The following is an 18,966-nucleotide window of genomic DNA, read 5'->3' on the forward strand; positions in this document are numbered from 1 at the left end:
CTATAAAAATGAAAAAACTAACCATTGGTTTAATTGGTAATCCTAATTCCGGCAAGACAACCTTATTCAACCAGCTCACCGGCGCGCGCCAGCGTGTAGGCAACTGGGCTGGCGTTACCGTTGAGCGTAAAGAAGGCCATTTCGCCACGACGGACCACCAGGTCACGCTGGTCGATTTACCCGGCACCTATTCTCTGACGACAATCTCATCCCAAACCTCTCTCGATGAGCAGATTGCCTGTCACTATATTTTAAGCGGCGACGCGGATCTCTTGATCAACGTGGTCGATGCTTCAAACCTTGAACGCAACCTCTACCTGACGTTGCAACTGCTTGAGCTGGGTATTCCCTGTATCGTCGCACTGAACATGCTGGATATTGCTGAGAAACAGCAAATCCGTATCGATATCGACGCCCTCTCCGCTCGTCTTGGCTGTCCGGTGGTTCCACTGGTATCCACCCGCGCCCGCGGCATTGAAGCACTGAAGCTGGCGATCGATCGCTACAAAGAAAACGACACCGTTGAGCTGGTCCATTATGCCCAGCCGCTGCTGCAAGAAGCTGATTCCCTCGCCGACGCAATGGCCAAAGATATGCCGCTCAAACAGCGCCGCTGGCTAGGCCTGCAGATGCTCGAAGGCGATATCTACAGCCGTGCATACGCCGGTGATGCAGCACAAAACCTTGATGCCGCTGTTGCTCGCCTGAGTGAGACAATGGACGACCCGGCGCTGCATATTGCCGATGCACGTTACCAGTGCATTGCTGCTATCTGCGATACCGTCAGTAATACCCTGACGGCAGAGCCGAGCCGTTTCACCACCGCGGTAGATAAAATTATCCTCAACCGCTTCCTCGGTCTGCCGATTTTCCTGTTCGTGATGTACCTGATGTTCCTGCTTGCCATCAACATTGGCGGCGCGCTGCAGCCGTTGTTTGATGTTGGCTCCGTGGCACTCTTTATCCATGGTATTCAGTGGATTGGCTATACGCTGCACTTCCCGGACTGGCTGACCATCTTCCTGGCGCAAGGTCTTGGCGGCGGGATTAACACCGTGCTGCCGCTGGTGCCGCAAATCGGCATGATGTATCTGTTCCTCTCCTTCCTTGAAGACTCCGGCTACATGGCGCGCGCTGCGTTTGTGATGGACCGTCTGATGCAGGCGTTGGGACTGCCGGGCAAATCGTTTGTCCCACTGATCGTCGGCTTTGGTTGTAACGTACCGTCGGTGATGGGCGCACGTACGCTGGATGCCCCGCGTGAGCGTCTGATGACCATCATGATGGCGCCATTTATGTCCTGCGGCGCACGTCTGGCGATTTTCGCCGTCTTTGCCGCCGCGTTCTTTGGTCAGAACGGCGCGCTGGCGGTCTTCTCGCTGTACGTACTGGGTATCGTCATGGCGGTGTTGACCGGCCTGATGCTCAAACACACCATCATGCGTGGCGAAGCAACGCCGTTTGTGATGGAACTGCCGGTATATCACGTACCGCACATTAAGAGTCTGATCATTCAAACCTGGCAACGTCTGAAAGGCTTCGTTCTGCGTGCAGGTAAAGTCATCATCATCGTCAGTATTTTCCTCAGCGCGTTTAACAGCTTCTCACTGAGCGGAAAAATCGTCGACAACATCAACGACTCTGCTCTGGCTTCCGTTAGCCGCGTCATTACCCCTGTCTTCAAACCGATTGGTGTTCACGAAGATAACTGGCAGGCAACCGTAGGTCTGTTCACCGGCGCGATGGCGAAAGAAGTGGTTGTCGGTACGCTGAACACGCTCTATACCGCAGAAAACATTCAGGAAGAAGAGTTCAACCCGGCAGATTTCCACCTCGGTGACGAGCTGCTCGGCGCGGTAGATGAAACCTGGCAAAGCCTGAAAGACACTTTCAGCCTGAGCGTGCTGGCTAACCCTATCGAAGCCAGCAAAGGCGACGGTGAAATGGCTACCGGTGCAATGGGCGTGATGGGCGAGAAATTTGGCAGCGCCGCCGCCGCGTACAGCTACCTGATCTTTGTTCTGCTGTATGTACCGTGCATTTCAGTGATGGGCGCTATCGCACGTGAATCCAGCCGTGGCTGGATGAGCTTCTCGATTCTGTGGGGCCTGAATATCGCCTACTCTCTGTCGACGCTGTTTTATCAGACGGTCAGCTACAAAGAGCATCCGACCTACAGCCTGGTGTGCATTTTAGCGGTCATCCTGTTTAACATCGTGTTGCTGGGCCTGCTGCGCCGAGCTCGCAGCCGCGTGGACCTCGCACTGCTGGCAACCAACAGGACGGCGAGTTCCTGCTGTTCCAGCACGACTGGCGATTGCCACTAAGGTTATCGACAATGGCATCGCTTATTCAGGTTCGTGATTTACTGGCTTTGCGGGGGCGCATGGAGGCGACACAAATTAGCCACACGCTGCATACCCCGCAGCCCATGATTGACGCCATGTTGAATCAGTTAGAAAAGATGGGCAAAGCGGTGCGGATTCAGGAAGATGCCGACGGGTGTCTTTCCGGAAGCTGCAAAAGTTGCCCGGAAGGTAAAGCCTGCCTGCGCGAGTGGTGGGCTTTACGCTAATCAGATGCTCTTTGCCGGATGGCGCTACGCTTATCCGGCCTACAAATGATGCAAACGTCCAGGCCGGATAACGCGTTTACGCTGATATCCGGCTTTTTTGCGTAATGGATTCCACACAGATTTCATTATTTCAGCAAAAAAGATCTATCCTCCAGCCAGCCACGCATCGTTATTAATCCGTGGATGATTACTGGTAACCTGGGAAGTAGAGTCTCGTCATCTTTTTTCTCAGGTATAGCACCGCGTTTCCACTGATCGATATCACTGTTGTGCCCGATGACGAGATTATGCAGCATCGCCGGATGGCGCTGTTGGAGCTCATCCAAAAGCATATTCGTAAACGCGATTTGATGGGGCTGGTAGAAAAACTGGCCATCCTGCTTGTTAAAGGACACGCTAATGACAACCAGTTGAAAGCCTTGTTTAATTATTTAATGCAGGCTGGTAACACCACACGCTTTGGCGAGTTTCTTCATGAAGTCGCCGAACGTTTACCCCAACATAAGGACAAGTTGATGACTATCGCCGAAAGATTACGACAGGAAGGGCACCTTAATGGTCTTCAGGAAGGCCATAGGAAAGGGTTGCAAGAAGGGTTACAAACGGGTCTGCAACAAGGCAAACGAGAGGAAGCATTACGTATTGCATCAACCATGCAGGCTGATGGTATAGACCCACTAACCATCTTCAGAATTACTGGCCTGACCGCTGAGGATCTGGCTACGCGCAGCCATTAATCTTAGGCCCGGCGAGCATGGCACCACCGGGCAACACATCAAATTTATAGTTTCTGTTTTAACGCCACAAGCGCTGCACAGAATTCGGCGGGATGCGAGATAAACGGCGCATGCGCCGCTTTGGCAAACACCAAAGACTCGCTCTGCGGCCACAGTGCATCCAGCATTGGGACGACTTTGCGCGGCACCAGCCCGTCAAGATAGCCGTACAACCGCAGGAAAGGCATTTCCACCGCGCACAGCGGTTCGCGCAGATTGACCGTTTTCAGGATCTCAAGTCCACCATTGAGCACCTCGACGTCCGGCATGGGTAAAGCCAGTACCGTTTTCTTCAGCGCTCGCGCATCCTGACGCGCAGTTTCTGTGCCCATCGTTTGCAATGCCAGAAAACGCTCCACCGTACGCTGGAAATCTTCGCTCAGCTGCTGCTGGAAGCCTGCCAGCACCTCTGGCTTGATTCCCGGCCACTCATCCCGCGCGCTAAAGCAAGGAGAAGACGCGACGGTCACCAGCGCCTGAACACGCTCAGGATGCGTTAACGCTACCTGACTCGCGACCAGCCCGCCCAGACTCCATCCGAGCCAGATAGCTTTCTCCGGTGCCTGTTTCAATACCCGCTCAGCCATCTCTTCCAGTGACATTGCACCGAAACCCTGGCTACGACCAAATCCCGGTAAGTCGACAAGATGCAGCGTAAAATGCGAGCTCAGTTCCTCGCTTATGCAATGCCACACTTGCGCATTCAGTCCCCATCCGTGCAGCAGCACAAGATGGCAATTTCCCGAACCCTGGGTCTGCCACCAGATGTCATTCATCAGTTATTGTTCTCTTTTAGCCTGAAAGGATGCATCTATGCTAACAGTACCGGGATTGTGCTGGCTATGCCGAATGCCCCTGACGTTAGGGCATTGGGGGATCTGCTCAGTCTGTACGCGGGCAACGCGTCAACACGCCAGCCTGTGCCCTCAATGTGGACTCCCTGCCGCTCATACCGTCATTCCCTGTGGGCGCTGCCTGCAAAAACCGCCGCCGTGGCAGAGACTGGTTACCGTCAGCGACTATGTTCCGCCGTTGAGCGGGCTTATCCACCAGCTCAAGTTTTCACGACGCAGCGAAACAGCCTCCGCTCTTTCACGTTTGCTGTTGCTGGAGGTACTACAGGCCCGGCGCACCAGCGGCCTTCCTCTACCGGACAGGCTGGTCAGCGTCCCGCTCTGGCAACGTCGACACTGGCGCAGAGGGTTTAATCAGAGCGATTTACTGTGCCGTCCGCTGGCACGCTGGCTGGGTTGCGACTGGGACATCCGGACCATCTCGCGGGTTCGGGCAACCGCCACACAGCACCATCTCAGCGCCCGATTACGTAAACGTAACCTGAAAAATGCCTTTCGCCTTGAATTGCCGGTGCAGGGACTCCATATGGTTATTGTGGATGATGTCGTCACTACCGGAAGTACCGTCGCGGAAATCGCGCAGCTGCTTTTACGCAACGGCGCGGCGACTGTCCAGGTATGGTGCCTGTGTCGAACCTTGTAGAGCCTCGATGATGGGCGTATTATAACCAAGTAAAATAGTCAACTATTAGGCCATTACTATGATCCATATTTCCGATGCTGCACAAGCGCACTTTGCCAAACTGCTGGCAAATCAGGAAGAAGGGACACAAATCCGCGTATTTGTGATTAATCCCGGCACGCCTAACGCTGAATGCGGCGTTTCTTATTGTCCGCCGGACGCCGTGGAAGCAACCGACACCGCCATTAAATTTGACCTGCTGACCGCATATGTTGATGAACTGAGCGCACCGTATCTGGAAGATGCAGAAATCGATTTCGTTACCGACCAGTTAGGCTCCCAGCTGACCCTGAAAGCACCAAACGCCAAAATGCGTAAAGTTGCCGATGATGCGCCGCTGATGGAACGCGTGGAGTACATGCTGCAATCGCAGATCAACCCACAGCTGGCTGGCCACGGTGGTCGTGTCTCTCTGATGGAAATCACCGATGAAGGCTACGCCATTCTGCAGTTTGGCGGCGGCTGTAACGGCTGTTCAATGGTAGATGTAACGCTGAAAGAAGGTATAGAGAAGCAGCTGCTGGCTGAATTCCCTGAACTGAAAGGCGTTCGCGATTTAACCGAACACCAGCGCGGCGAGCACTCTTACTACTAACGCCCGAACCTGTAGAGTATCCGTAGGCCCGATAAGACGCACCCGCGTCGCTATCGGGCATTAATGCCGGGTGGTAGCGTAATCGCGGTCTCCGGCTTACACCCCAACATTTCTTCGCATTTATCCTGCAACAATCCCCCGCATAATTTGACCAGCTTCTCATATTTTAAATTTTGCCTGTCCAAGTGATTTTCAAGCGTAGCATGTTACCCGTATCATTTGTGTCAGCACCTAACACACACATAATAGCCAGTTAAACTGATTAGTTTTGAAGGCAACCAGCATTGGTGCTGAGAATACTCTGTTCCCGGTCGGGACAATCGGAATTTGTCATCTAAACACTGACGTTACCCATAACAAAGTAAAGGCCAGGTAAATCATGCCATTAGTCATCGTTGCTATCGGTGTAATCTTGTTACTCCTCCTGATGATCCGTTTCAAAATGAACGGCTTCATCGCTCTCGTCCTGGTGGCGCTTGCTGTCGGATTGATGCAAGGGATGCCACTGGATAAAGTCATCGGTTCGATTAAAGCCGGCGTCGGCGGAACCCTTGGCAGCCTCGCCCTGATTATGGGTTTTGGCGCCATGCTGGGCAAAATGCTGGCGGACTGCGGCGGCGCACAGCGCATCGCAACCACGCTGATTGCTAAATTCGGCAAAAAACACATTCAGTGGGCGGTGGTATTAACCGGATTCACCGTCGGTTTTGCCCTGTTCTACGAAGTCGGCTTCGTGCTGATGCTGCCGCTGGTATTCACCATTGCTGCCGCTGCTAACATCCCGCTGCTGTACGTTGGTGTGCCGATGGCGGCTGCGCTGTCCGTTACTCACGGCTTCCTGCCACCGCACCCGGGTCCAACCGCTATTGCCACCATTTTCCACGCAGATATGGGTAAAACTCTGCTGTTTGGTACGATTCTGGCAATCCCGACCGTTATTCTCGCCGGTCCGGTATACGCGCGTTTCCTGAAAGGCATCGATAAGCCAATCCCGGAAGGTCTGTACAGCGCAAAAACCTTCACTGAAGAAGAGATGCCAGGCTTTGGCGTCAGCGTCTGGACCTCTCTGGTCCCGGTTATCCTGATGGCAATGCGCGCCGTGGCGGAGATGATTCTGCCGAAAGGCCATGCTTTCCTGACGGTTGCAGAATTCCTCGGTGACCCGGTCATGGCAACGCTGATTGCGGTGCTGATTGCGATGTTCACTTTTGGTCTGAACCGCGGACGTTCGATGGATCAGATTAACGACACGCTGGTGTCCTCAATCAAAATCATCGCGATGATGCTGTTGATCATCGGTGGTGGCGGTGCCTTCAAACAGGTTCTGGTTGATAGCGGCGTAGACAAATACATCGCTTCAATGATGCACGGCTCTAACGTTTCTCCGCTGCTGATGGCATGGTCTATCGCTGCAGTACTGCGTATCGCACTGGGTTCCGCAACCGTTGCAGCGATTACTGCAGGTGGGATTGTGGCACCGCTGATTGCAACGACCGGCGTAAGCCCTGAGCTGATGGTTATTGCGGTTGGTTCCGGTTCCGTCATCTTCTCCCACGTGAACGATCCTGGGTTCTGGCTGTTCAAGGAGTACTTCAACCTGACCATCGGTGAAACCATCAAGTCATGGTCAATGTTGGAAACCATTATCTCCGTCTGCGGTCTGGTAGGGTGTCTGCTGCTGGGTATGGTGGTCTGATAAAACTGAGCCTGATGGCGCTACGCTTATCAGGCCTACGTGCTACGAGCCATCACCATAAAAAAGCCGGGGAAATCCCCGGCTTTCTTACTTCTTCTTCGCGGCCGCTTTTCGCCGCTTATCCAAATCCTTAATCAGCTTATTCACGCCCTCATCAGCAAACATCTGCTCCAGCGTGGCGGTGAGTTTTCGCCGCCAGTTTTTGTACTGGTCGCTGGTCCCCGGAATGTTGACCGGCTCAGCCATATCCAGCCAGTCCTCCGGTTGCAGGCCCAGCAACGCACTGTTGCTGTCAGCGATGTAGCGTTGCATGCCGCGATTCAGAATCGGCGTCATCGACATCAGGGACGCCTTGTGACCGGCACGTTTTGGCAGGCAGCCGTATTTGTGCAGCGCGTCCAGCAGCCCCTGTTTCGCCAGTTCCCGGTCCTGATACAACCCGCGCAGCACGACTTCATCCGGATACAGGCCCAGTGCTTTACCCAGCGTCAGATCGCCGCTATCCCAATAACCTTTAAGCGTAGGAAGGTCATGCGTCGCCGCGACTGCCATTGATTGTTCCGGGTACGCTTTCGGCGCACGGAAGTTTTTCTCATGGTCATTCTCAAAATAAAGCACTTTGTAGGAGTAGACGCCACTGTCACGCAGCTTGCTGACGATCTCCACCGGCACGGTACCCAGATCTTCACCAATCACCATGCAGTGATGACGTTTACTCTCCAGCGCCAGAATTGACAGCAGATCGTCGACCGGATAATGCACGTAGGCACCGTGATCGGCTGTTTCACCGTAAGGGATCCACCACAGACGCAGCATCGACATGACATGGTCGATACGCAACGCGCCGCAATTCTGCATATTGGCGCGCAGCAGTTCGATAAACGGTTCGTAGGCGCGTGCCGTGATGATGTGCGGATCCATCGGCGGCAGTCCCCAGTTTTGCCCAAGCGGACCGAGAATATCCGGCGGCGCGCCAACTGAAGCTTTCAGGCAATACAACTCGCGGTCACACCAGGTTTCCGCCCCGCCTTCGGCCACGCCAACGGCCAGGTCGCGATACAGCCCTATCGGCATTGCAAAGCCCTGGCTGGTTTTCCAGCAGTCAGCAAACTGGGTATACGCCAGCCACTGCAACCACAGGTAGAAATCTACGTCATCACGATGTTCTTCGCAGAAGCGTTTTACCTCTGGCGAGTCCACTGGCTGGAAAACTTCTGGCCACACCGGCCAGCCCCAGCGCAATGCGTCCTCTTTCACCTGATGCGCATGCAGCGCATCAAAGGCCGCCTGCCAGTAGAGGCTATCCCCTTCCTGAGCCACAAACTGGCGAAATACCGCCATCTGCTCATCATCACGCGCAGAGAAGCTTTTCCACGCCATACGTAGTGCCGTCATCTTCAGTGCGGTAACAGCAGAATAATCAACCCACTCGGCATCGCGGGCGCGTTGCAGAGCTTGCTGAGTCGCGGGTTTCTTCCACCACGCCTGCGCCTCTTTACTCAGACGGAAATCATCTACGGCGTTTACATCAATATAAATAACGTTCAACCAGCGACGTGACGACGGGCTGTACGGGCTGGCACTCTCCGGATTCGCCGGATACAGCGCGTGAATCGGGTTAAGCCCGATAAACGCGCCGCCGCGTTGCGCCACATCCACCAGCATGGTGCGGAGATCGCCGAAATCGCCAACCCCCCAGTTCTTTTCCGATCGCAGGGTGTAGAGCTGAACACATGCGCCCCACAGCTTCTGCCCGGCTAACAACGCCTGCGGTTCATAGCAGCGCTTTGGTGCCACGATGATACGACAATGGGAACGCAGCTCGCCCTGGGTCAGGGTCAACGTGTGATACCCCTCCGGCAGCTTCGCCGGAAGGTTAAAAGATTTACCACCGACGGCATGCCCTTTGTGCTGCACGCCCTCTTCGGTGGTCAGCAGCCAGTTAAACTCTCCATTTCCCTCAACCGCCAGCGGCATTTTCTTGCCAGCGGTATAGACCATGACATTCGGCACCGGGGTTACCGCCACCTGAGTGGCAGCGGTGGTGCGATGCATGGCGTCAAGCAAACGCCGTTTGGTTTCGGCGCCAATAGACTGCGGTTTACCGTGGGCATTAATGTAATTGGGGCTGATCCCCGCCGCCAGCGCGGCATTATCCAGACGTTTGCTTTCCATCGCGATTCCTTAACGTTTCGCCTGCCAGATACGAGCCTGATAATCGCGGATGGAGCGATCCGAGCTGAACATGCCGCAACGCGCGGTATTCAGAATCGCCGCCCGGGTCCAGGCGTCCTGGTCACGATACAACACGTCAACCTGCTTCTGAGCTTCAACGTAGGCCGCGAAGTCCGCCATCACCAGATACGGATCGCCGCCCTGCTTGCCGATACTGTGCAGCATCTGGTCAAAGGCATGCTTGTCGCCATCGCTGTATTTCCCGCTTTCCAGCTCTTTCAGGACAGCATCCAGCACTTTGTCTTTTTTACGCCATTTCACCGGGTCGTAGCCTTTGGCTTTGAGCGCCTTCACCTCTTCCACGGTATGACCAAAGATAAAGATATTCTCGTCACCCACCTTCTCGGCGATTTCGACGTTTGCGCCATCCAGCGTACCTACGGTTAACGCACCGTTCAGCGCCAGCTTCATGTTACCGGTGCCGGAAGCCTCTTTCCCTGCGGTTGAAATCTGCTCAGAGATATCCGCCGCCGGGATCAGCATTTCCGCCGCCGAGACACAATAATCCGGCAGGAATACGACCTTCAGCTTGTCGCCGACTGTCGGGTCGTTATTGATGGTTTGTGCAACCTGGTTGATGGCGAAGATGATATTTTTCGCCAGGTAGTAACCCGGAGCAGCTTTTGCGCCAAACAGGAATACGCGCGGCACGCGATCTGCCTGCGGGTTCTCACGGATTTCTTTGTACAACGCCAGAATATGCAGCAGATTCAGGTGCTGGCGCTTGTACTCATGAAGACGTTTAATCTGAATATCAAAGATAGCGTTAGTCGTTATTTCAATACCGGTACGCGCTTTAATAAACTTCACCAGACGCTCTTTGTTCGCCAGCTTGATGTCACGATACTGCTGACGGAACTTCGCATCGTCCGCGTATTTTTCCAGGTTAATCAGCTGGTCGAGGTCGTTAGCCCACTCTTTTTTCAGCGATTTATCCAGCAGTGCGGCAAGCGCCGGGTTGCATTGCTTAATCCAGCGACGCGGAGTAATCCCGTTAGTGACGTTATGGAATTTGTTCGGCCAGAGCTGGTGATATTCCGGGAACAGATCTTTCACTACCAGATCGGAGTGCAGCGCCGCCACGCCGTTGACCGCAAAACCGCTGACCACACACATGTTGGCCATACGCACCTGTTTATTGTGCACCACTGCAAGCTTCGCCCAGACTTCAGCATCACCCGGCCAGGTTTTATCAACCAACGTCTTAAAGCGGTCGTTAATCTCTTTGATGATTTGCATGTGGCGCGGCAGGAGTGCTTTCACCAGTTTCTCATCCCAGCACTCTAACGCTTCCGGCATCAGGGTGTGGTTGGTGTAAGCGAAGGTCTTGCTGGTAATCGCCCACGCATCGTCCCAGCTCATCTGGTGCTCATCAATCAGCACGCGTAGCAGTTCAGGGATCGCGATAGTCGGGTGAGTATCGTTAAGTTGAATGACTTCGTAATCAGCCAGTTCGTGCAGCTTACGTCCTGCCAGATGATGGCGGCGCAGAATGTCGGCTACGGAGCAGGCGCACTGGAAGTACTGCTGCATCAGGCGCAGCTTTTTACCCGCGGTGTGGTTATCGTTCGGGTACAGCACTTTCGTCAGTTTTTCAGCGTCGATGCCCTGCTGCTCTGCGCGCAGGAAATCGCCGTCATTAAATTTGGTCAGGTTAAACGGGTGCGCGTGGCTGGCCTGCCACAGACGAAGCGGTTGCGCTACACCGTTGCGGTAACCGAGAACCGGCAGATCCCAGGCCTGGCCGGTGATGGTAAACGCAGGCTCCCAGTGCCCTTCTTTGGTGACTTTGCCGCCAATCCCAACCTGCACGTCCAGCGCCTCGTTGTGACGGAACCACGGGTAGCTGCCGCGATGCCAGTCATCCGGGGCTTCCATCTGTTGGCCATCGGCAAACGACTGACGGAACAGGCCGTACTGGTAGTTGAGGCCATAGCCCGTCGCCGACTGGCCGACTGTCGCCATCGAATCAAGGAAGCAGGCCGCCAGGCGTCCCAATCCACCGTTACCCAACGCCGGATCGATCTCTTCTTCCAGCAGATCAGTCAGGTTGACGTCATGCGCTTTCAGTTCATCGCTCACCGCCTGATACCAGTCGAGGTTGAGTAAATTGTTGCCGGTCAGGCGACCAATCAAAAACTCCATCGAGATGTAGTTGACGTGACGCTGATTTTTTGCCGGTTTCGCCGCAGGCTGGGCGCTGAGTAACTCAGCCAACGCCCCACTCACTGCCTGCCACCACTGGCGCGACGTCATTTCTTGAGCCGACAGTAAACCGAAGCGCTGCCACTGACGCGTCAGGGCAGCCTGAAATTGATCTTTGTTGAAAGTAGGCTGTGACATAGGGGTTCCAGATCCTTAGGTAATAAAACAACGTTATCGCTAGTTTGCCTGGCTCGTTGTTGACATTCCTCATCCTGGCACGGATTAGGGAGGGAGGAGGAGCGGGGATGAGCATAAAAGTGTGATCACCACCACTTAAAGGGGAGGTAATTGCCCGTAAATTCGCGCAAACCCCGCATAACACTCTTCGGATGACGCATTAGTAACAAAGGATTAATCGACAATATCAAATAGCGATATGACGATGAGAAACAATGTGTAAATAGGGAAATAGTTTCTAACCTGAAATATCTGTGCCGGATAAGATAGTTCACATAAAACTTTTAAGTCGGCCACAAAATTCGGTGATATTCATTAGCTATTTGAGTAACCATATAAAAAGAGAGGGATTTTTCAACACAGTTAAAATAACGACGGATCCAGTCGCCACGCCTGTTGCGACTCTTTAAAGCATTTATTGCAATAGATGTATAGATTTGTGACATAGTGCAAAATCAGACACACAAAAAGTCCGCTTAGCTTGCATAAAACACCAATCTGGCCGACCTTATATCTATTAATTACGAAGCGCAAAAAAAATCATTCTTCCCTATTTTCACACAGTGAAGTGACTAACTTATGTTGATTCCGTCTAAATTAAGTCGTCCGGTTCGACTCGACCATACGGTGGTTCGTGAGCGCCTGTTGGCTAAACTTTCCGGCGCGAACAATTTCAGGCTTGCCCTGATAACAAGTCCTGCTGGTTATGGAAAAACGACGCTGGTTTCACAATGGGCGGCAGGGAAAAATGATTTAGGCTGGTATTCTCTGGATGAGGGCGATAATCAGCAAGAGCGCTTTGCCAGTTATCTGATCGCCGCTATCCAACAGGCAACCGGTGGACACTGCACCACCAGCGAAGCGATGGTGCAAAAACGTCAGTATGCCAGCCTGACGTCACTGTTTGCCCAGCTATTTATCGAACTGGCCGAGTGGCACCGCCCGCTCTACCTGGTAGTAGATGATTATCATCTGATCTCTAATCCGGCCATTCACGAAGCGATGCGTTTCTTCCTGCGTCATCAGCCTGAGAACCTCACGCTGGTCGTGCTGTCGCGCAACCTGCCGCAGTTGGGTATTGCCAACCTGCGGGTACGCGATCAACTGCTGGAGATAGGCAGCCAACAGCTGGCCTTTAACCATCAGGAAGCCAAACAATTTTTCGACCGACGTTTGTCCTCCCCCATCGAAGCGGCTGAAAGCAGCCGGATGTGCGATGACGTTGCTGGCTGGGCCACGGCATTACAATTGATCGCCCTTTCCGCCCGCCAGAACAATCATTCCGCGCACCAGTCAGCACGACGCCTCGCGGGGATCAACGCCAGCCATTTGTCCGATTATCTGGTTGATGAAGTGCTGGACAGCGTCGACCTCGGCACCCGTCACTTCCTGCTGAAAAGCGCCATTCTGCGTTCCATGAACGATGCGCTAATCGTCCGCGTTACCGGGGAAGAAAACGGGCAAATGCGGCTGGAAGAAATTGAGCGCCAGGGGTTATTCCTGCAGCGAATGGATGACGTTGGCGAGTGGTTCAGCTATCACCCGCTGTTTGGCAGCTTTTTACGCCAGCGCTGCCAATGGGAGCTGGCGAACGAACTGCCCGAAATACACCGCGCCGCAGCTGAAAGCTGGATGGCGCAAGGCTTCCCCAGCGAAGCTATCCACCACGCGCTGGCGGCCGGCGACGCCCATATGCTACGCGATATCCTGCTTAATCATGCGTGGGGACTGTTTAACCATAGCGAGCTGACGTTACTGGAAGAGTCGCTGAAAGCCCTGCCGTGGGAAAGCCTGCTGGAAAATCCGCGTCTGGTTCTGTTGCAAGCCTGGCTGATGCAAAGCCAGCACCGCTACGGAGAGGTTAACACCTTGCTGGCGCGCGCAGAACAGGAAATGAAAGGCGACATGGAGCCGACACTGCACGCCGAATTCAACGCTTTACGGGCGCAGGTAGCGATTAACGACGGCAATCCTGACGAAGCCGAACGCCTGGCGAAACTGGCGCTGGATGAGTTACCCATCGCCTGGTTCTATAGCCGGATCGTCGCCACCTCGGTGCACGGCGAAGTCCTGCACTGTAAGGGCGATCTCACGCGCTCTCTGGCGTTGATGCAGCAAACCGAGCAAATGGCGCGCCATCATGACGTCTGGCATTACGCACTGTGGAGTCTTATCCAGCAAAGCGAAATTTTGTTTGCCCAGGGCTTTTTACAGGCCGCCTGGGAAACTCAGGAAAAAGCGTTCCAACTGATCAAAGAACAGCACCTGGAACAGCTGCCGATGCACGAATTCCTGGTACGTATTCGCGCGCAGCTACTGTGGGCATGGGCGCGTCTGGACGAATCAGAAGCCTCTGCCCGTAGCGGTATTGAACTGCTTTCCACCTTCCAGCCGCAGCAACAGCTACAGTGTCTGGCGCTGCTGGTTCAGTGTTCACTGGCACGGGGCGATCTCGATAACGCTCGCAGCCTGCTCAACCGCCTGGAAAACCTGCTGGGTAACGGTCACTATCACAGCGACTGGATCTCCAACGCCGATAAGGTGCGGGTGATTTACTGGCAAATGGTGGGCGACAAAAACTCGGCCGCCAACTGGCTGCGCCACACGCCGAAACCAGAATTCGCCAATAACCACTTCCTGCAAAGCCAGTGGCGCAACATCGCTCGTGCACAAATCCTGCTCGGAGAGTTTGAACCGGCTGAGATTGTGCTGGAAGAGTTGAATGAAAATGCGCGCAACCTGCGCCTGATGAGCGATCTGAACCGCAACCTGTTGCTGCTTAATCAGCTCTACTGGCAGGCAGGGCGCAAAAATGACGCCCAGCGTGTGTTACTCGACGCCCTACAGCTGGCGAACCGTACCGGGTTTATCAGCCACTTTGTTATCGAAGGCGAGGCCATGGCGCAACAACTGCGTCAGCTGATTCAGCTCAATACCTTACCGGAACTCGATCAGCACCGCGCCCAGCGCATTTTGCGTGAGATTAACCAGCACCACCGCCATAAATTCGCCCACTTCGATGAAGGATTCGTTGAGCGTCTACTTACTCACCCGGAAGTGCCGGAGCTTATCCGCACCAGCCCGCTGACCCAGCGCGAATGGCAGGTTCTGGGACTGATTTATTCTGGCTACAGCAACGAGCAGATCGCCGGAGAGCTGGCCGTCGCGGCAACGACCATCAAGACGCACATCCGCAATTTGTACCAAAAACTCGGCGTCGCACATCGCCAGGATGCGGTGCAACATGCGCAGAAGCTGCTGAAGATGATGGGGTACGGCGTTTAGTTAATGCCTGATACGCAACGCTTATCAGGCCTGGAATTACCTTAGCACAGCTCTAACTGGATATGATGGTCAGCAATCACCTGCATCACACCAGCAGGCGGCAGCGTGTCGGTATACACCGCATCCACCATACTGATGCTGCCCATATTCACCATCGCGTTACGCCCAAACTTCGAGTGGTCCACCACCAGCATCACATGCCGTGAATTCTCAATGATCGCGCGCTTGGTACGAACTTCGTGATAATCAAACTCCAGCAGAGAACCATCGCTGTCGATGCCGCTGATCCCTAAGATGCCGAAGTCCAGACGGAACTGAGAAATAAAGTCTAGGGTCGCTTCGCCCATAATACCGCCGTCGCGGCTACGCAGTTCACCACCGGCGAGGATTATGCGGAAATCCTCTTTCGCCATCAGCGTGTTCGCCACATTGAGGTTGTTGGTCACAATGCGTAAATTGCTGTGATTAAGCAGCGCGTGAGCCACCGCTTCCGGCGTGGTTCCGATATCAATAAACAGCGTTGAGCCGTTCGGGATTTGCGTGGCAACTTTGCGGGCAATGCGCTCTTTTTCCGCCGTCTGCGTCGCTTTACGGTCATGCCACGGGGTGTTGACCGAGCTGGATGGCAGCGCCGCGCCGCCGTGATGGCGCAAAATCATGTTCTGATCGGCCAGATCGTTAAGATCGCGGCGAATCGTCTGCGGGCTGACGGAGAAATGCTCCACCAGCTCTTCAGTACTGACGTATCCCTGTTTTTTTACCAGCTCGATGATCGCGTCATGTCGTTGTGTTTGCTTCATTAGTGTTCCCTGAAATTTTGCCGGATGCGCTAACGCTTATCCGGCCTACAAAGTTCGTTTCCGCACATTCATCGTATCGGCAAACGCCATTGCCAGACCCACGGCCAACCCGGCGATATGAGCGCCATTCGCCATCGACATGCCGAATAGATCAAACCAGCCGGCAACAATCCAGATCAAAGCAAAGATAATCAAACCACGCTGCAGGAAAATACCGCTTTGCGGATCGCGCTCGCCGCGCAACCACACGTAGCCCATCAGCGCATATACCACGCCAGACAGTCCACCAAACCACGGGCCGCTAAATTTCTGCTGAACATAGCCGCTCAACAGGGCGCTGATCACGGTAATAACAATCAGTTTTCCACTGCCCAGACGCTTTTCAACCGCACCGCCGAGATACCACCACCACAACAGGTTGAACAGAATATGCATCAGCGAGAAGTGCATAAAAGCGTGGGTGAAATAACGCCAGAATTCAAATTTCAGCGAAGGGTCAAACGGCCATGCCAGCCAGAGCATCACCGCCTGGTCGCCCAGCACGTTCATCGCGATAAACACCAGCACACACGCGGCCATCACCAACCAGGTTACCGGGCCTGCGCGTTCGCGCAATGTGGCCAGGAATGGATAACGCTGGTAGTGCAGACCGCTGTCGGTCTGACCAGACTGCCAGCTTGCCGCTAGGTAGCGCGGATCGCCCGGATTCTCCAGAAATCGCGCCAGTTCAGCATGCACGCGCTCGGCCTGGGACTCATCCGCCAGCCAGACATCCGTTTGCTGATGTTGTTGAATCGTCAGGATAACGCCCTGTGTCGCCATATAATCAACAAATGCCTGCGCCACGCGGGGGTTAGCAAAAGAGGTAATCATCAACATGGTTGCTGTCGCTTCATCCACACAAAAGAGGACAGTATATATACCCTTCTTACTTCGAGCTGCATCTTTGTTGGCTTTCCTCGCTCACTCCGGTCACGTACTGTTCGTACGCTCCCGGAGATTCGCTGCGTCGCCGTCGCGATGCAACTCGAATTAATTTGGGTATAGCCTTACGAACCGTATGCCACTTCTGCCGGAAAATGTCGATGCCAGGCGTCGAAGCCGCCATCAACGCTGTAAACCGCGTCATAGCCCTGCTGAAGAAGATATTGCGCCGCGCCTTTACTGCTGTTGCCGTGATAACACATCACCAACACAGCGGTGTCGAAATCATGCTCGCGCATAAATGACCCCAGCGTGTCGTTCGTCAGATGAAACGCCTGCGGGGCATGACCCATGGCATAGCTTTGCGGATCACGGATATCCACTAACACCGCGCTCCCCTGATGCAGCTTCTGATGCGCTTCTTCGACATTAATACATTCAAACTGATCCATTGCTCTCTCTTCTTTATATGGCAGGTGATGCTTTTCGGACATGTTACTGCTTAGTGTACGTCCCGACGGCAGTTAAACGCCATAATGTTATATGTATCACTGTAAATTGTTTATCCGATGTTACCAATGGCGCGATTCTTTGCTATTATGCTCGATAACGAACATTAATGAGCTATAACGAAAGTGCGAGAGGCCAGCATGGAAACCAAAGATCTGATTGTGATAGGTGGAGGCATCAACGGTGCCGGTATCGCGGCAGATGCCGCTGGACGCGGTTTATCCGTGCTGATGCTGGAAGCGCAGGATTTAGCCTGCGCCACCTCTTCCGCTAGCTCCAAACTCATCCACGGTGGCCTGCGCTACCTGGAACACTACGAATTTCGTCTGGTAAGCGAAGCGCTGGCCGAACGTGAAGTGCTGTTGAAAATGGCACCGCATATCGCCTTCCCGATGCGCTTTCGTCTGCCCCACCGCCCGCACCTGCGTCCGGCGTGGATGATCCGCATTGGTTTGTTTATGTACGATCATCTGGGCAAACGCACCAGTTTGCCAAGTTCTACCGGTTTGCGTTTTGGCGCAGATTCCGTAATGAAAACTGAGATTGTGCGCGGTTTCGAATATTCTGACTGCTGGGTCGACGATGCGCGACTGGTTTTGGCAAACGCCCAAATGGTTGTACGTAAAGGCGGAGAAGTATTAACCCGCACTCGCGCCACTTCTGCTCGCCGTGAAAACGGTTTGTGGATTGTTGAAGCTGAAGATATCGATACCGGCAAAAAATACACCTGGCAGGCGCGTGGCCTGGTCAACGCCACCGGTCCGTGGGTGAAAGAGTTCTTCGACGACGGTATGCACCTGCCATCACCGTACGGCATTCGCCTGATTAAAGGCAGCCACATCGTAGTGCCGCGCGTACATACCCAGAAGCAAGCTTATATTCTGCAGAACGAAGATAAGCGTATCGTGTTTGTTATCCCATGGATGGACGAATTCTCGATCATCGGGACGACAGACGTTGAATACAAAGGCGATCCGAAAGCAGTGAAAATTGATGAAAGCGAAATCAATTACCTGCTGAAGGTCTACAACGCGCACTTTAAGAAACAGCTGGGCCGTGATGATATCGTCTGGACTTACTCGGGCGTGCGTCCGCTGTGCGATGACGAGTCTGACTCACCGCAGGCGATCACCCGTGATTACACGCTGGATATCCACGACGAAAACGGCAAAGCGCCGTTGCTGTCGGTCTTTGGCGGTAAGCTGACAACCTATCGTAAGCTGGCTGAGCACGCGATGGAAAAACTGGCATCGTACTACCAGGGAATTGGTCCGGCATGGACGAAAGAGTGCATTCTGCCAGGCGGTGACATTGGCGGCGATCGCGAAGATTACGCGGCCAAACTGCGCCGTCGCTACCCGTTCCTGACCGAGTCGCTGGCACGCCATTATTCTCGCACCTACGGCAGCAACACCGAATGGGTTATCGGCGAAGCCACCTCGCTTGCCGAGTTAGGTGAAGACTTTGGCCATGAGTTTTATGAGGCCGAACTGAAATATCTGGTCGATCATGAATGGGTTCGTCGTGCGGAAGATGCGTTGTGGCGTCGCACGAAAGAAGGTATGTGGCTGAATGCTGAGCAGCAGTCGCGTATGACCCAGTGGCTGGCGGAGTACATTGAAAAACACCAGCTGTCGCTGGCGTCCTGATAA

General features: G+C 54.1%; 13 protein-coding genes and 1 pseudogene. 8 read left to right on the top strand and 6 right to left on the bottom strand.

Annotation, left to right across the window (positions count from 1 at the left end):
* Positions 1-8 precede the first annotated feature (8 nt).
* From feoB to OGY04_RS22225, 3 genes and pseudogenes are all read left to right on the top strand, one after another.
* Positions 9-2,327, top strand: a complete 2,319-nt coding sequence (gene feoB, locus OGY04_RS22215; protein ID WP_003827652.1) for a Fe(2+) transporter permease subunit FeoB — start codon at positions 9-11, stop codon at positions 2,325-2,327.
* Positions 2,328-2,338: 11 nt separating this feature from the next.
* On the top strand, positions 2,339-2,575 hold the full coding sequence (feoC, locus tag OGY04_RS22220) for a [Fe-S]-dependent transcriptional repressor FeoC (RefSeq protein WP_003023516.1): 237 nt from the start codon (positions 2,339-2,341) through the stop codon (positions 2,573-2,575).
* A 233-nt stretch (positions 2,576-2,808) separates the two neighbouring features.
* Positions 2,809-3,312 (top strand): annotated as a pseudogene (locus tag OGY04_RS22225) (Rpn family recombination-promoting nuclease/putative transposase); the annotation flags it as partial.
* A gap of 44 nt (positions 3,313-3,356) precedes the next feature.
* On the opposite strand, the gene bioH reads toward OGY04_RS22225, so the two are convergent.
* A complete protein-coding gene (gene bioH / locus OGY04_RS22230) occupies positions 3,357-4,127 on the bottom strand; it encodes a pimeloyl-ACP methyl ester esterase BioH (RefSeq protein ID WP_213752613.1) in 771 nt (256 codons plus the stop codon).
* Positions 4,128-4,164: 37 nt separating this feature from the next.
* Here bioH and gntX point away from each other — a divergent pair, with 37 nt between their 5' ends.
* The 3 genes from gntX (at position 4,165) to gntT (ending at position 7,178) form a co-directional block, all read left to right on the top strand.
* The gene (gene gntX / locus OGY04_RS22235) at positions 4,165-4,848 is read left to right on the top strand and encodes a DNA utilization protein GntX (protein WP_267448916.1); all 684 of its coding nucleotides are present in this window, start codon (positions 4,165-4,167) and stop codon (positions 4,846-4,848) included.
* A 58-nt stretch (positions 4,849-4,906) separates the two neighbouring features.
* A complete protein-coding gene (gene nfuA, locus OGY04_RS22240) occupies positions 4,907-5,482 on the top strand; it encodes a Fe-S biogenesis protein NfuA (RefSeq protein WP_003023509.1) in 576 nt (191 codons plus the stop codon).
* A 379-nt stretch (positions 5,483-5,861) separates the two neighbouring features.
* Complete coding sequence (gntT, locus tag OGY04_RS22245) at positions 5,862-7,178, top strand: gluconate transporter (RefSeq protein WP_003023507.1); 1,317 nt, start codon at positions 5,862-5,864, stop codon at positions 7,176-7,178.
* 87 nt (positions 7,179-7,265) lie between these two features.
* On the opposite strand, the gene malQ is transcribed toward gntT, so the two are convergent.
* On the bottom strand, positions 7,266-9,353 hold the full coding sequence (malQ, locus tag OGY04_RS22250) for a 4-alpha-glucanotransferase (RefSeq protein WP_286586034.1): 2,088 nt from the start codon (positions 9,351-9,353) through the stop codon (positions 7,266-7,268).
* A 9-nt stretch (positions 9,354-9,362) separates the two neighbouring features.
* The gene (malP, locus tag OGY04_RS22255) at positions 9,363-11,756 is read right to left on the bottom strand and encodes a maltodextrin phosphorylase (protein WP_286586035.1); all 2,394 of its coding nucleotides are present in this window, start codon (positions 11,754-11,756) and stop codon (positions 9,363-9,365) included.
* A gap of 618 nt (positions 11,757-12,374) precedes the next feature.
* On the opposite strand from malP, the gene malT reads away from it, so the two are divergent.
* Positions 12,375-15,080 carry an HTH-type transcriptional regulator MalT gene (gene malT / locus OGY04_RS22260; RefSeq protein ID WP_003827634.1) on the top strand — a complete coding sequence of 902 codons (2,706 nt, stop codon included), beginning with the start codon at positions 12,375-12,377 and terminating at the stop codon, positions 15,078-15,080.
* Between the two features lie 41 nt (positions 15,081-15,121).
* On the opposite strand, the gene OGY04_RS22265 is transcribed toward malT, so the two are convergent.
* From OGY04_RS22265 to glpE, 3 genes are all read right to left on the bottom strand, one after another.
* A complete protein-coding gene (locus OGY04_RS22265) occupies positions 15,122-15,880 on the bottom strand; it encodes a DeoR/GlpR family transcriptional regulator (RefSeq protein ID WP_003023499.1) in 759 nt (252 codons plus the stop codon).
* Positions 15,881-15,925: 45 nt separating this feature from the next.
* Positions 15,926-16,759 (bottom strand): rhomboid family intramembrane serine protease GlpG, encoded by an 834-nt coding sequence (glpG, locus tag OGY04_RS22270; protein WP_032945236.1) that lies wholly within the window; start codon positions 16,757-16,759, stop codon positions 15,926-15,928.
* Positions 16,760-16,929: 170 nt separating this feature from the next.
* Positions 16,930-17,256 carry a thiosulfate sulfurtransferase GlpE gene (gene glpE / locus OGY04_RS22275; RefSeq protein WP_003827629.1) on the bottom strand — a complete coding sequence of 109 codons (327 nt, stop codon included), beginning with the start codon at positions 17,254-17,256 and terminating at the stop codon, positions 16,930-16,932.
* Between the two features lie 198 nt (positions 17,257-17,454).
* On the opposite strand from glpE, the gene glpD reads away from it, so the two are divergent.
* Positions 17,455-18,963, top strand: coding sequence for a glycerol-3-phosphate dehydrogenase (gene glpD / locus OGY04_RS22280; protein ID WP_286586036.1), 1,509 nt, complete (start codon positions 17,455-17,457; stop codon positions 18,961-18,963).
* Positions 18,964-18,966 lie beyond the last annotated feature (3 nt).

It is taken from the genome of Citrobacter sp. Cpo091, from assembly GCF_030332645.1.
Taxonomy (GTDB): domain Bacteria; phylum Pseudomonadota; class Gammaproteobacteria; order Enterobacterales; family Enterobacteriaceae; genus Citrobacter; species Citrobacter portucalensis.